This window comes from Janthinobacterium sp. EB271-G4-3-2 (genome assembly GCF_020858035.1).
GTDB classification, from domain to species: Bacteria; Pseudomonadota; Gammaproteobacteria; order Burkholderiales; family Burkholderiaceae_D; genus Janthinobacterium; species Janthinobacterium aestuarii.
The window spans coordinates 16,723-30,945 of record NZ_JACYMG010000007.1 but is presented as its reverse complement, the minus strand read 5'-3'; the positions used below and the strand labels follow the sequence as shown (position 1 = coordinate 30,945).

The following is a 14,223-nucleotide window of genomic DNA, read 5'->3' as shown; positions in this document are numbered from 1 at the left end:
TCGGTATTCGGTTTCAGACGGGCAGCAAATGCTCCAGCGTGCGCCGGTAAATATTCTTCAGGGGATCGATGTGGCGCAGTTCGATGTGCTCGTCGATCTTGTGAATACTGGCATTGGGCGGCCCGAATTCTATCACTTGGGGGCAGATTTGCGCGATAAACCGGCCATCCGAGGTGCCGCCCGTGGTCGACAGCTCCGTCGTGAGGCCCGTTTCTTCGAGGATGGCGGACGACAGCGCATCGCTCAAGGTGCCGCGCGGCGTGAGGAAGGGCAGGCCGCTCAGGGTCCACTGCAAATCGTATTGCAAGTCATGCTTGTCGAGGATGGCGTGGACTCTTTCCTGCAAGTTTTCCGCCGTGCTGGCCGTGGAAAAGCGGAAATTGAAATCGATCACCATGTCGCCGGGAATCACGTTGTTGGCGCCCGTGCCCGCGTTGATGTTCGACATTTGCCATGACGTCGGCAGGTAATACTCATTGCCGGCGTCCCATTTTTCCTCGACCAAATCGGCCAGCGCCTGCGCCGCTTCGTGGATCGGGTTTTTCGCCAGGTGCGGGTAGGCGATATGGCCTTGCACGCCCTTGATCGTCAAGCGGCCCGACAGCGAACCGCGGCGGCCGTTCTTGATCATGTCGCCCAGCTGCGCGCTCGACGTCGGCTCGCCCACCAGGCAATAGTCGATCTGTTCGCCGCGCTCTTTTAACTTATTGCAGACGATGACGGTGCCGTCCGTGGCCGGGCCTTCCTCGTCGCTGGTGATCAGGAAAGCGATCGAACCCGTATGCTCGGGCGTGGCGGCGATGAATTCCTCGCACGCGACCACCATGGCGGCGATCGAGGTCTTCATGTCGGCCGCGCCACGGCCGTACAGCTTGCCGTCGCGGTGCGTGGGAATGAAGGGCAGCGAACGCCATTGTTCGACGGGACCGGTCGGCACCACGTCCGTATGGCCGGCAAAGACGAACACGGGCGCCGTCGTGCCGCGGCGTGCCCACAGATTGGTGACGTCGTTCGACTGTATCGTTTCGCAGACAAAGCCCAGCGGGGTGAGGATGTCGATCAGGTGCTGCTGGCAGCCCTTGTCGTCGGGCGTGACCGAAGACAGGGCGATCAGTTTTTCGGTCAGGGCGAGGGTTTTGGAGGTGGTCATGAGTATGGTCGTGCCGGCAACATCGTGGTCAACTAGAGGGTTACAGCGAGAAAATGGTCTTGTACTGCGCATCCGAAAACGCCACGCTGAACTTTCCATCCTTGTCCAGCACGGGGCGCTTGATGATGGACGGGTTTTCCAGCATCAGGTCCAGGGCGCTGGCGGCGTCGACGGTGGACGCTTTGCGCTCGTCGGACAGGGCGCGCCAGGTCGTGCCTTTCTTGTTGACCAGCACATCCCACGGTAATTGCCGCAGCCACGCTGCGACTGTCGCGCGTTCCAGGCCCTGCTTCTTGAAGTCGTGGAAGGTGAAATCGAGTTGCTGCGCGGCCAGCCAGGTGCGGGCCTTTTTGACGGTATCGCAGTTGGGGATACCGTAGAGTGTAATGGTCGTCATGGGTAGGGCTAAGGGGAATGAATGCGGTTCGCTTGATCGGGGCGCTTGCGCCAAGACAAAATGCGATGGTAGCCGCCATTATACAGTCGATGCGCAGTCGATGCGGCAGTGCAACACGGTTGCATGTTCCGGGCAGGTTCAAGGCCAGGCGCTGCTGATACCCAGTTGCGTGGCCACCTGGCCGAAGTCGTGGTGCGTGGATAGCGGCGTGGCGGATGCCATCGCCAGCTTGGGCGCGGCGCGGTGGAACAGCACCATTGCCGTTTCATCATTCTTGTGGCGCGACATGTAGAGCATGCCATCGACCTCGTCCGGATGCGCATGGATGGCGGCCGACCAAGCTTGGGTCGTTTGATACGATGATGTGCCGCTGAGTCCAGCGTGGCCGCCCAGCTTCCTGAGGGCGGCACCCGTCAGGTTGGCCAGGATGAGTGTTTCTCCCGTGAACCGTATGACAAAGCGCGCCTGTATCACGGCCAGGCCGACGATGAAGTGGTTGCGGATGGGCTTGCGGTCGTGCAGCAGTGTTTCAGCCAGCGCCACGGCCAGCGACGCGCCCAGGTAGCAAGTGCCGAAGCGGGCGGCCGCTTGCGGTTGGGGATCGTCGAAGCGATAGGTGTTCGCCCTGCCAAAATAGGGTTCGCCCGTGGCGTGGCCGGAAACCCGGTATAGGGTGGCGGGATCGCAGCGCACCGTCTGCAGCGCTGTGGGCAGTTGCGGCAGACGGGGCAGGCGCAAGGTTGCCACGGTAGCGTTGTTATTCGTCAGCGTAGGCGCGGGCGGCCGCCATCACGGCATCGAGTTTGCCTTTGGCCAAGGCTTCCAGCGGCGACTTGCCGCCCAGCGACAGGCGCGGGACGGTAAAAAAGTCCCATTTGGCGGGGCCGGGCAAGTCGCCGAGAATTTTGCTGATTTTTTCCAGGGTGTGGCGATCATGGCGGGGATCGGCGAAAAATGCGGGGTAAACATATTCGCCGGAGGCGCCGCGCAAGGCGAACAGGCGCCTGGCTTTCAATGCAGCACTGAGTGCCTGCGGCGTGACTGCCAGCCGGGCACGCAATTCGGGGCCAGATAGCAAGCTGTGCGAGGCCACGTCTTTTTCACGCTGCTGCCGTTCCTGTTCTTCCAGGCCGCGCATGAATTGCCGGGTGCTGACGCGGCCTGTCTGTGCGTCGTTGCCGGAAGCCATGCTCAGCTCCCGCTCGGCCACAATATCGAGGTCGCGCCGCATTTGCGCCAGCAGTGCGGGCCGGTCGTCACGCGGCACTGCGTCCAGCAGCGATGCATAGGCTTCCTGGAAGGTGTCTTGCGCAATGTTGAAGCGCAAGCCGGTGGCGCTGGTGGCCAGCGTGTCGGCCAGCTGCCTGGCCAGCGAGGGCGCGGCTGGAGCATGGGCGGCTTCGGTGACTGCCTCATCAATTGTGCCGGTGTCCACATTGCCGGCAGGGCGACGTGTGTTTGATGTGTTTGACATGGCCAACTCCTTGCAATGCATGTTTCAGCATAGGACACGAAGTCAAACAAAGCAAACAAAGCAAGTAAATTAAATCTCAACGCGTTGATGCAGCACAAACCTTGAGTGCGGCGGCCTACACGGGTCGTGGCGCCGCCTTGCCCGGTTCGGCAGGACCGAAATGCAGGCCCAGCCGCAAGGCCAGGGCGCGCAGGGCGCCGCTTTCCTGCAGGTGCAGGGCCAGCGCGATGTGGCCGTCGGGACGGACCAGGTAGGCCGCGTCGCGGCCCAGTCCCGCCAGCTTGGCGGCCACGTTATAGGTGTAGCAATGCACGGGCAGTTTCAGCACGCGCGCTTCGTCCAGCAGTTCGGGCGCCGCTTCGCCATAGATGTGCAATTGCCAATCCATGCTGCGCAGGGCGATAAAGTTGTCTTGCGTGCCGTCCGAGAACCATGGCAGGCGGTCGCCGCCGCGCAGGTATTCCGCGTGGCCGGCGGACAGGGCGCTGTCTTCATAGCTGATCTGGATCTGCGACACTGTCTGGAACAGCAGGCGGCGCGCCCGCGCGAAACCCGAGAGAAAAGGCAGCGCGTGCGGCACCAGCCAGCGCCGGAGGAATTGCCCGGCCATGCCCTGCGCGACGATGGCCTGGAAGGCGCGGTCGGTGGTGGCGACGAGCTTGCGGGCAAACACGATGCGCTCGCTTTCATAGGTGTCAAGCAGGGCGTCGTTGCTCTGGCCCCGCAGTTTTTGCGCCAGCTTCCACGCCAGGTTGACGGCGTCGCCCAGGCCCGTGTTCATGCCCTGGCCGCCCACGGGGCTGTGCAAATGGGCCGCATCGCCGAGGATGAAGCAGCGGTGTTCACGGAACTGCCCCGCCACCCGGTGGTGGACTTTATACGTGGAAAACCAGTTCACGTGCTCGACCTGGATATTCAGCAAACTCTCCACCTGTTCCCGCACGTCGTCGAAGACGGGCACGGGCGCGCCTTCCGGACGGTCGGGCAGGATGCCGATCAGGCGCTGCATGCCGCTGGTGCGCACGGGCAGCATCAGCGCAAACGAGTTCGCGCCCAGGTGGGCGTGCAAATCCGTGTTCTTGCCCGCCACTTGCGCGTCGGCCACGTAATACAGGTGGTCGTAGGTGCCGCCCGAGAACTCGAAACCGGCGATCTCGCGCACCTTGCTGCGGGCGCCGTCGCAGCCGCAAATATAGTTAAACGTGCAATATTGGCGTTCGCCATCTTTCAGCAGGATGGCTTGCACTTCGCTATCGTCCTGCGTCCACAGGTCCAGCACGACGTTCCATTCCACGTGCACGCCGGCCGCCGCCAGCTTGCTGATGAGAAAGCGTTCATGCTCGTCCTGGGGCAGACTGAGCACGAAAGGATAGGGGCTCAGGCCTTCGCCGATTTCGCCCAGCGCCAGTTTCACCAGCTCCTCGCCGCCTTCATGGATGTGCATGGCATTGATCTTGATGCCCAGGCTGACCAGTTCGTCGGCAAAGCCCAGCTGCTGATAAAACTCCAGGGTGCGCGCATGCACGGCCATGGCCCGCGACGCCTGGCCCGGACCGCTATTCTTGTCGATGATGCGGCAATCGACACCATGGCGCGCCAGGCGCAAGGCCAGTATGAGACCGGTAGGACCGGCGCCGACGATCAGGATGGGAGGTGTATTCATGCCATCCAGTATAGGACAGGACGGGGGATGGCTGCGCGACGATTGAGGTTGCTTGCTGGAAATGAAAATGTCCCGCCGAAGCGGGACATGCAGGTGTTACCGATACTTCACAGCGCAGTGATCAAATGCCGCGCAGCAGTTCGTTGATGCCCGTCTTGGCGCGGGTCTTCGCATCCACGCGCTTGACGATCACGGCGCAGTACAGCGAGTACTTGCCGTCTGCCGAAGGCAGGTTGCCCGAGACCACGACGGAGCCGGCCGGCACGCGGCCGTAGGTGACTTCGCCCGTGGCGCGGTCGTAGATCTTGGTCGACTGGCCGATGTAGACGCCCATCGAGATGACCGAGTTTTCTTCGACGATCACGCCTTCGACGATTTCCGAACGGGCGCCGATGAAGCAGTTGTCTTCGATGATGGTCGGGTTCGCTTGCATCGGCTCCAGCACGCCGCCGATGCCGACGCCGCCGGACAGGTGGACGTTCTTGCCGATCTGCGCGCAGGAACCGACGGTGGCCCAGGTGTCGACCATGGCGCCTTCATCGACGTAGGCGCCGATGTTGACGTAGGACGGCATCAGCACGACGTTCTTGGCGATGAAGCTGCCGCGGCGGGCAACGGCTGGCGGCACCACGCGGAAACCGCCCTTGGTGAAGTCTTCGGCCGTGTAGTTGGCGAACTTGGTCGGCACCTTGTCGTAGAACTGCATCGTGCCATCGGACGGCAGGACGACGTTGTCTTCCAGGCGGAACGACAGCAGCACAGCCTTCTTGACCCACTGGTTGACGACCCAGTCGCCCGAGGTTTTTTCGGCCACGCGGATGCTGCCGTTGTCCAGGCCATTGATGACGTGGGAGACGGCGTCGCGCAGTTCGGCCGTGCCGTTGCCTGGATTGATCTCGGCGCGGTTTTCCCAGGCCTGGTCGATGATGGTTTGCAGTTGTTGGCTCATGATGATGTCTTGTTTATGTAGGGTTAATGCGTGGTTGATGCGGATGCGGAAAGCTGCTGGCAGAATTTTACTATGCGCAGTGCGGCTTCCAGCCCTTCGGCCGTTTCGGCCACGAGGGCCATGCGGATGCGGTTGCGGCCCGGATTGATGCCGTGCGCGTCGCGCGCCAGATAACTGCCAGGCAATACCGTCACATTATATTCGGCGTACAGGCGTTGCGCGAATTGCGTGTCGGACAGTCCCGTGCGGCTGACGTCGGCCCACAGGTAGAAGCCGGCGTCCGGCAATTGCACGTCCATCACCGATTGCAGCAGCGGGGTGATGGCGTCGAACTTGGCACGGTACTTGGCGCGATTTTCCTCGACATGGGTTTCGTCGTTCCAGGCCGCGACGGAGGCCGCCTGCACGGCGGGGCTCATGGCGCCGCCGTGGTAGGTTCGGTAGAGCAGGAATTTTTTCAGTACTTCCGCGTCGCCGGCGACAAAGCCCGAGCGCATGCCCGGCACGTTCGAGCGCTTCGACAGGCTGGAAAACACAACCAGGCGCGCATACGGGCGCTCGATGGTGGACAGGCCCAGCATGTGCGCCGCCTGCAGCGCGCCCAGCGGTGGCGTGTCGCCGTGGTAAATCTCGGAATAGCATTCGTCGGCGGCAATGACGAAGTCGTAGCGCTCGGACAGGGCGAACAGGTGTTCCCAGTCCGTCAGGGTGAGCACGGCGCCCGTCGGGTTGCCGGGCGAGCACAGGAACAGCAGCTTGACCTTTTCCCACACGGAAGCGGGCACGCTGTCGTAATCGCAGCCGAAATTGCGCGCCGGGTCGGAATTGACGAAATACGGTTCGGCGCCGGCCAGGTAGGCCGCGCCTTCATAGATCTGGTAAAACGGGTTCGGGCTGATCACGAGCGAACCGGCCGATGGATCGATCACCGTTTGCGCCAGCGCAAACAGCGCTTCGCGCGAACCGTTCACGGGCAGGATTTGCGTGGCAGGATTGAGCTTGGGGATGCCGTAGCGGCGCTCGAGCCAACCGGCGATGGCGGTACGCAAGGCTTCCGAGCCGATGGTGGTCGGATAACTGGCCAGGCCATGGATATTGTCGGTCAATGCCTGCTCGATGAAGGCCGGCGTCGGATGCTTGGGTTCGCCCATGCCCAGGCTGATGGGCGCATATTCGGGGTTGACCGTCACGCCGGCAAACAGCTGGCGCAGCTTTTCGAATGGATATGGTTGCAGTTTAGCAAGAAGTGGATTCACGGAGCGGACCAGGGCAAGAGTGGGGTGATAGTGTCGCGTATGGATTGCCTGGCATGGCGCAATGACGCCGGTCAAGCAATCAGCTTAGCCTTTTATTATAGCCGTCCTCGGGCGCAGGCTGTGCAAGTGGGCTGTTGTTGACCTGCACGGCATGTCGCTCCCGGGCTTGGCAAGGTAAAATACGCTATGCCTATCTTACTTCCCACCTTGCTTGCTATTGAAACGTCGTCCGAACTCGCCTCCTGCGCCTTGCTGCGCGGCGATGTCGTCCTGTCCCGTTCGTCCTCGGGCGTGCGCACCCATTCCCAGTCCATCTTGCCGATGGTGCAGGAATTGCTGGCCGAAGCGGGCGTGACCCTGGCGGACGTCGATGCCATCGCCTACGGCTCCGGCCCCGGCTCGTTTACGGGCGTGCGCACGGCTTGCGGCATCGCGCAAGGCTTGGCCTACGGCGCCAATCTTCCCGTCGTGCCCGTCGTCACGCTCGACGCCATGGCGCTCGCGTGCCACAAGCAGCATGGCGCGCAGCGCATCGTCACTGTGCTCGACGCCCGCATGGGCGAGGTCTACTGGGCGCAATATGATTACCAAAATGGCTTGCAGGCAGTGCTGCCTCCGGCCCTGAGCGCGCCGGCCGGCGTGGCGCCGCAAGGCGACGTGTCGGGCTGCGGCAATGGTTTCAGCGCCTATGCCGATGCCCTGGCCGCGCTGCCATGCTCCGCCACGGCCGACGCTGCCATCATGCCGCACGCCGTGCAAGTGGCGCAGCTGGCGCGCATCGCCTTTGCGACCGGCCAGTGCGTGACGGCGGCCGAGGCGCAGCCTCTGTACTTGCGCAACAAGATCGCTTACACAAGTGCCGAGCGTCTCGACATGCAGGCCGCCAAGGCCGCTGCGGAGTCGGCGCAATGATGGAAGCGGGCAAGGACAGCGCTGCAGGCTGGGACTTGCCGCGCCTCGACTATCAACCGATGCAGGAAGCGGACCTGGTCGAAGTGCTGGCGCTGGAACAGCGCGTGTATCCGCATCCCTGGACGCATGGCAACTTCGTCGATTCGCTCAAGAGCGGCTACCCTGCCTGGGTCTTGCGCGACGTGGATGGCACCTTGCTCGGCTACTTCTTGCTGATGCTGGTCGTCGATGAAGCGCACTTGCTGAACGTGGCCGTCGAGGGCGCCATCCAGGGCCAGGGACTGGGGCGCTTCCTGCTGAACCAGTCCTGCGCCTGCGCGCGCCAGCTGGGCATGGAGTCGATGCTGCTGGAAGTGCGCCCGTCGAACGTGCGCGCGCTCGATATTTACCAGCGCTATGGATTTGAACAGATAGGCCGCCGCAAGGGATATTATCCGGCGGCCAATTCGCAACGTGAGGACGCCATCGTGATGCGTTATACCTTATGAGCCGCAGCGCCGTTTTCCTCGATGAAATGGGCGTTGGCCCCCTGTGGCGCTTGCGCCAGGGCGCAGCACCCGAGACCGTTGACGCCGTCGTCAATGCGCCCGTGAAGATGGAAGCGGTCGTGGCGGCACCCGTGGCCGAAGCCTTTGACGCCGTGACCGCAGTGGTCACCGAGGTGGTCGCCGAAGTCGTCGTCGAGGTGGCTGCCGAGGCGAAGGTCGAGGTGCAGGCCGAAGCGCCCGCCGCCGTTGCCGCTGCGCCAGTTCCCGCCGCCGAGCCGGACGACACGGCCTGGTTCGACGATGCGCCGCCACCGCCGCCCGCCAAACAGCTGAGCGATGCCGATATCGCCGCCCTCGACTGGGATGGCTTGACGGCGGCCGTCGCCAAGTGCGCGCGCTGCGACTTGTGCAAGACGCGCAAGGGCGTCGTCATGGGCCGTGGCGACCGCCAGGGCGATTGGCTGATGCTGGCCAGCAGCCCCTCGCGCGCGGAAGAACGGGAAGGGCGTGCCTTGCCGGGCGAACAGGGCAAGCTGCTCGACAATATGCTCAAAGCCATCGACCTCGATGCTGGCCGCGATGTGTATGTCACGCACTTGCTGAAATGCCGTCCGCTGGACGAGGCCGGGCAGGAACGCTTGCCCACTGAATCGGAGTCCGCCGCTTGCCGCCCGTACTTCGACCGCGAACTGGCCCTGCTGCAGCCGCGCACCATCGTCACCCTCGGTTCGATGGCCGCCGCCGGCATCAATCCCGGCGAAAAACCCGTGCGCGGCAAGGTGCGCCAGCTGGGCAATGCGTCCGTCGTGGCCACCTTTCATCCGGAAATGTTGCTGCAGGACGAGACGGGCAAGGCCAAGGCCCGTGCCTGGGCCGACCTGTGCCTGGCGAAAAGCACGCACGGTGGGTGATACATTCCAGGTCCGCTTCGAGCAGCGCTGGGGACATCTGACGCACCCCCGCGTGCGGGCGCTGGCCTGGCTGCTCGACTCGCCCGACTTGCTGGATCCGTCCAGTCCCCACTGGGGCGGGCGCATCGCCAGCCTCGCGCCCGTCACGCCTGCCGTGGCGGCGTGGCTGGGGGCGCTGCAGGATGATCCGTCGCCGCTCGATGCGGCGCTGGGGCCGAAATTCTATTCCCGCCTGGGCCTGTACGCTGAAAAGCTGCTGGCCTTTTATTTTGAGCAGCATGGACTGCTGCAAGCGCATGGCTTGCAAGTGCAGGTCAACCGCAACGACACGGTGGGCGAGTTCGATTTCCTGCTGCGTGACGGGAGTGAGTTGCTGCACTGGGAATTCGCCACCAAGTTCTACCTGCTCGAAGGCGCGCCCGATCCTGGCGTGTTCAATCACTTGATCGGTCCGAACCTGGCCGATACCCTGGGCTTGAAGATGCGCAAGATTCTCGACAAGCAACTGGCCTTGTCCCGCCATCCGGCCGCGCAAACCCTGCTGGCGCACCCCGTGCGCGCGGCGCAGGCGCTGGTCAAAGGCTGGCTGTTCTATGCGGCAGGCGCCACGCCCGCCATGGACGGTATTTCCCCAGAGCACGGACACGGCTTCTGGTGCGCGCCAACACAATTGCCGCAGCAGCGCTATGTCGTGCTGCCGCGCTTGCAATGGCTGGCGCCATTCAAGGGGCGCGACGTGGAGGTGCTCGATGTCGATGCCTTGCAGGCGCAGTTGTTTGATCTGGCGCAACCGGTGCTGGTGGCCACGGTGGACAATGTCGAAGGCTGGGAAGTGGAGCGCACGCGCGGTTTTGTCGTGCCGCATGACTGGACGGAGCAGGCTGCCGCGCGGCGGCTGTTAGGTACGCTGCCAGCGTAATGCTGGGGTCAGACCCGTCGGGTCTGACCCCAAAATTAGTGTTTCTGCTCGCCGATCAAGGAAAGATTGTCATGTTCGGCCTGGTTCAGCTTGTGCTTGCGCATGATGGCGTACATGGTGCCGGCAACAAACAGGCCGAACAGGGTGATGATGATATTGAGCGGCAGGTGCAAGCGGATCATGATCGAATACACGGCCAGCATGGTCAGAATCGACAGGTTTTCATTGAAGTTCTGTACGGCGATCGAGTGACCTGCGCTCATCAGCACGTGGCCGCGATGTTGCAACAGGGCATTCATTGGCACGACGAAGAAGCCGGACAGGGCGCCGATCAATATCAGCAGCGGGTAGGCGATCCACACGGAGTGCACTTGCGTCATCATCATGACGATCACGCCCATGGCGATGCCCAACGGAATGACGGTCAGCGATTTGCGCAGGGGAATGAAGCGCGCCGACAGCACGGCGCCGGCGGCCACGCCGATGGCGACCACACCCACCAGGCTGGTTGCCTTGTCGAACGGCATGTTCAGCGATTGTTTGGCCCATTCCAGCACGATCAGCTGCAAGGTGGCGCCAGCGCCCCAGAACAGGGTCGTCACGGCCAGGGTGATCTGGCCCAGCTTGTCTTTCCACAGGATGGAATAGCAATTGGCAAAATCGGTAATCAGTTTGATAGGATTGCGTTCCTGGTGCGCATACACGCAGCCCGTGTCGGGAATCTTCAGGTTGGCCAGGGTCGCCAGCGCATAAATGCCCACTACCACGCACAAGGCCGCTTCTGTCTTGCTGGTGATGCCCGTATTGATCAGGGGAATGTCGATGGACAGCAGCATGTCGGACACGTGGCCGCTGACGAGCGCGCCGCCCATGACGGTGCCGAGGATGATGGAGGTGACGGTCAAGCCTTCGATCCAGCCATTCGCCGCCACGAGTTTTTCCGGCGGCAGCAATTCCGTCAGGATGCCGTACTTGGCAGGTGAATACACGGCAGCGCCAAAACCGACGACGGCGTAGGCCAGCAGCGGATGCACGTGGAAGAAGACGAGGGCGCAGCCGAAGATCTTGACCATGTTGGCGATGAACATGACCTTGCCTTTCGGCAGTGCATCCGCGAAGGCGCCGACAAAAGCGGCCAACAGCACGTAAAACAGCACGAACGACAGTTTGAGCAGCGGCGTGATCCACGCCGGGGATTTCATGGACACCAATAAATCGACGGCGACAAAAAAGAGGGCGTTATCTGCCAGCGAGGAAAAGAACTGCGCCGCCATGATGGTATAAAAACCACGATTCATTCTGGATTGCCTGAAATCATATCTGGCTTGCTTTATACCACGAAAAAACGGCAAACCCCAAGTTTGGAAGGGGCTGCTTTGCATCCTCTTGCCTAAGCGAAGCTTAATTTTTCTACCGTAGAAAAATACACATACATGTGAGCATTTTGTAAATGATGTCCTATGCGCACGACCTGCGGTGCCTGCCATGTCCTCGTACGGCCCATCCGGTAAAATACGGCTTTCCCACCTGCCGTGAACGACGCATATGCCCAGGCCCCTCAGCGCCACCATTCATCTCGATGCCATGCAACACAATCTGGCGCGCGCCCGTGCCTGCGCCCGCGGCGCCAAGGTATGGGCCGTCGTCAAGGCAAATGCCTATGGCCACGGCCTGGAGCGGGCCATGCGGGGCTTTGCGGACGCCGATGGCCTGGCGCTGGTCGAGGTCGATTACGCCGTGCGCTTGCGCGAACTGGGCTGGACGAAGCCCATCTTGCTGCTCGAAGGTTTTTTCGATGCCGGCGATTTGCCTGTCATGGCCCAATACGGCTTGAACGGCAGCGTGCATTGCGAGGAACAGATCGCCATGCTGGCAGCGGCGCGCTTGCCGCACGCCATCGACGTGCACCTGAAAATGAATACGGGCATGAATCGCCTGGGTTTCACGCCGGACGCCGTGGCGGGTGCCTATGCACGCCTGCGCGCCATGCCGCATATCGGCACCATCACCCTGATGACGCATTTCGCCAATGCCGATGAAGCGGCGCCCACGCGCTTGCCCCTGGCCCAGCAGATGCTGCGTTTTGAAGCTGGCGCGGCCAGCATCGGTACGCCGCTGCCGCGCAGCCTGTGCAATTCGGCCGGCCTGCTGATGCACCATCTGGACAGCGACTGGGTGCGCCCCGGCATCATGCTGTACGGCGGCACGCCCAGCGGCGCTCCCGGCGGCACGTCCGCGCAGGCGTTCGGCTTGCTGCCCACCATGACCTTGCGCAGCAGCATTATCGGCATCCAGGATATCGCCGCCGGCGACGTGGTGGGCTACGGCAGCCGCTATGAAGCGGCCGGCAATATCAAGGTGGGCGTGGTGGCCTGCGGCTATGCGGACGGCTACCCGCGCCACGCGCCCGAAGGCACTCCCGTGCTCGTCGACGGCGTGCGCACTGGCCTCATCGGCCGGGTGTCGATGGACATGCTGATGGTCGACCTGACGCAGGTGCCGGGCGCAAAGGTCGGCAGCGCCGTCACCCTGTGGGGCCAGGGCATGCCGATCGATGAGGTGGCGCTGGCCGCCGGCACCATCGGCTACGAGCTGATGTGCGCACTGGCGCCCCGCGTACCGGTGAGCGAAGCGTAGGTGACGCGGAAGCGCGGTTTGTATATACTGTATATATAACCAGCTGTTTCATTTTACCTGAGCAAAGTACACCATGGCAAAAGTCAAGACCATCTACACCTGCAGCGATTGCGGCGCCATCAGTAATAAATGGATGGGGCAATGCACCTCGTGCAACCAGTGGAATACCATGGTGGAAACCCTGCCCGAGACGGGCGGCAACAACCGCTATTCGAATCCGCAGCACATGTCGCTGGCGCAGACGGCGCCCGTGCTGTCGCTCGACGATATCGATGCCATCGACGTGCCGCGCTTCGGCACGGGCATCGAGGAATTCGACCGCGTTCTGGGCGGCGGCATGGTGGCGGGCGGCGTCGTGCTGATCGGCGGTGATCCCGGCATCGGCAAGTCGACCCTGCTGCTGCAGGCGCTGGCGAACATGTCGCACCACAAGCGCGTGCTGTACGTCAGTGGCGAAGAATCGGGCGCGCAGATTGCCCTGCGCGCCAAGCGCCTCGTCATCGACGCCAAGGAACTCAAATTGCAGGCCGAGATCCAGCTGGAAAAGATCCTGTCCACCTTGCACGACCTGAAGCCGGAAGTGGTGGTCATCGATTCGATCCAGACCGTGTATTCCGACGCGCTCAGCTCGGCTCCCGGTTCCGTGGCGCAAGTGCGCGAATGCGCGGCGCAACTGACGCGCGCGGCCAAGCAGACGGGCGTGACCATCATTCTGGTCGGCCACGTGACGAAAGAGGGCGCCTTGGCCGGCCCCCGCGTGCTCGAGCACATCGTCGACACGGTGCTGTATTTCGAGGGCGACGCCCATTCCAGCTTCCGCCTCGTGCGCGCCATCAAGAACCGTTTCGGTGCCGTCAATGAACTGGGCGTGTTCGCCATGACGGAAAAGGGCTTGAAAGGGGTGTCGAACCCGTCGGCCCTGTTCCTGTCGCAGCACGACAACCAGGTACCCGGTTCCTGCGTGATGGTGACGCAGGAAGGCACGCGCCCCTTGCTGGTGGAAATCCAGGCCCTCGTCGACACGAGTCACTTGCCCAATGCGCGCCGGCTGTCCGTCGGCCTGGAGCAGAACCGCCTGGCCATGCTGCTGGCCGTGGCGCACCGCCACGCGGGCATCGCCGCCTTCGACCAGGACGTGTTCATCAACGCCGTCGGCGGTGTGAAGATCACGGAACCGGCGGCCGACCTGGCCGTGTTGCTGGCGATTAACTCGTCGATGCGCAACAAGCCCTTGCCACGGGGATTGGTCGTGTTTGGCGAAGTGGGGTTGGCCGGTGAAATCCGTCCCGCGCCGCGTGGCCAGGAGCGCTTGCGCGAAGCGGCCAAGCTGGGCTTTACCCTGGCCGTGGTGCCCAAGTCCAATCTGCCCAAGCAAGTCATCGAAGGCCTCAAGGTCATCGGCGTCGAGCGCATCGACGAGGCATTCAACAAGTTGCGCGATCACGAGTAACAGTCGGTATGGTGTAA

The 14,223-nt window shown here is 62.8% G+C and carries 14 protein-coding genes; 6 read left to right on the top strand and 8 right to left on the bottom strand.

Translation table 11 applies throughout. The annotated features are described in order from the left end of the window. Positions 1-13: 13 nt before the first annotated feature. From dapE to dapC, 7 genes are all read right to left on the bottom strand, one after another. Positions 14-1,150, bottom strand: a complete 1,137-nt coding sequence (gene dapE / locus IGS55_RS15885) for a succinyl-diaminopimelate desuccinylase (RefSeq protein WP_230518026.1) — start codon at positions 1,148-1,150, stop codon at positions 14-16. Between the two features lie 40 nt (positions 1,151-1,190). Then, positions 1,191-1,547: an ArsC family reductase gene (locus IGS55_RS15880; protein ID WP_230518027.1), complete on the bottom strand. Its 357-nt coding sequence runs from the start codon at positions 1,545-1,547 to the stop codon at positions 1,191-1,193. 138 nt (positions 1,548-1,685) lie between these two features. Further along, complete coding sequence (locus IGS55_RS15875) at positions 1,686-2,294, bottom strand: RES family NAD+ phosphorylase (RefSeq protein WP_230518028.1); 609 nt, start codon at positions 2,292-2,294, stop codon at positions 1,686-1,688. Positions 2,295-2,304: 10 nt separating this feature from the next. After that, positions 2,305-3,021 (bottom strand): hypothetical protein, encoded by a 717-nt coding sequence (locus IGS55_RS15870; protein WP_230518029.1) that lies wholly within the window; start codon positions 3,019-3,021, stop codon positions 2,305-2,307. A 115-nt stretch (positions 3,022-3,136) separates the two neighbouring features. Then, positions 3,137-4,684, bottom strand: coding sequence for an FAD-dependent monooxygenase (locus IGS55_RS15865; protein WP_230518030.1), 1,548 nt, complete (start codon positions 4,682-4,684; stop codon positions 3,137-3,139). Positions 4,685-4,805: 121 nt separating this feature from the next. Then, a complete protein-coding gene (dapD, locus tag IGS55_RS15860) occupies positions 4,806-5,633 on the bottom strand; it encodes a 2,3,4,5-tetrahydropyridine-2,6-dicarboxylate N-succinyltransferase (RefSeq protein WP_230518031.1) in 828 nt (275 codons plus the stop codon). Between the two features lie 23 nt (positions 5,634-5,656). Beyond that, positions 5,657-6,889, bottom strand: coding sequence for a succinyldiaminopimelate transaminase (gene dapC, locus IGS55_RS15855; RefSeq protein ID WP_230518032.1), 1,233 nt, complete (start codon positions 6,887-6,889; stop codon positions 5,657-5,659). A 186-nt stretch (positions 6,890-7,075) separates the two neighbouring features. Here dapC and tsaB point away from each other — a divergent pair, with 186 nt between their 5' ends. The 4 genes from tsaB to IGS55_RS15835 are packed head-to-tail and all read left to right on the top strand — an operon-like array spanning position 7,076 to position 10,119. Further along, positions 7,076-7,801: a tRNA (adenosine(37)-N6)-threonylcarbamoyltransferase complex dimerization subunit type 1 TsaB gene (gene tsaB, locus IGS55_RS15850; protein ID WP_230518033.1), complete on the top strand. Its 726-nt coding sequence runs from the start codon at positions 7,076-7,078 to the stop codon at positions 7,799-7,801. Then, positions 7,801-8,289, top strand: coding sequence for a ribosomal protein S18-alanine N-acetyltransferase (gene rimI / locus IGS55_RS15845; protein ID WP_442908174.1), 489 nt, complete (start codon positions 7,801-7,803; stop codon positions 8,287-8,289). The genes tsaB and rimI overlap by 1 nt, the downstream gene beginning before the upstream one ends. After that, positions 8,286-9,200: a uracil-DNA glycosylase gene (locus IGS55_RS15840; protein WP_230518035.1), complete on the top strand. Its 915-nt coding sequence runs from the start codon at positions 8,286-8,288 to the stop codon at positions 9,198-9,200. Before rimI ends, IGS55_RS15840 begins: the two co-directional genes overlap by 4 nt. Continuing rightward, a complete protein-coding gene (locus IGS55_RS15835) occupies positions 9,193-10,119 on the top strand; it encodes a DUF1853 family protein (protein ID WP_230518036.1) in 927 nt (308 codons plus the stop codon). Before IGS55_RS15840 ends, IGS55_RS15835 begins: the two co-directional genes overlap by 8 nt. 35 nt (positions 10,120-10,154) lie before the next feature. Here IGS55_RS15835 and lplT read toward each other — a convergent pair whose 3' ends face one another. Then, positions 10,155-11,417: a lysophospholipid transporter LplT gene (lplT, locus tag IGS55_RS15830; RefSeq protein WP_230518037.1), complete on the bottom strand. Its 1,263-nt coding sequence runs from the start codon at positions 11,415-11,417 to the stop codon at positions 10,155-10,157. 247 nt (positions 11,418-11,664) lie between these two features. Between lplT and alr the strand changes: the two genes are divergently transcribed. Further along, complete coding sequence (gene alr / locus IGS55_RS15825) at positions 11,665-12,756, top strand: alanine racemase (RefSeq protein ID WP_230518038.1); 1,092 nt, start codon at positions 11,665-11,667, stop codon at positions 12,754-12,756. 73 nt (positions 12,757-12,829) lie between these two features. Then, positions 12,830-14,206, top strand: coding sequence for a DNA repair protein RadA (radA, locus tag IGS55_RS15820; RefSeq protein WP_230518039.1), 1,377 nt, complete (start codon positions 12,830-12,832; stop codon positions 14,204-14,206). Positions 14,207-14,223 lie beyond the last annotated feature (17 nt).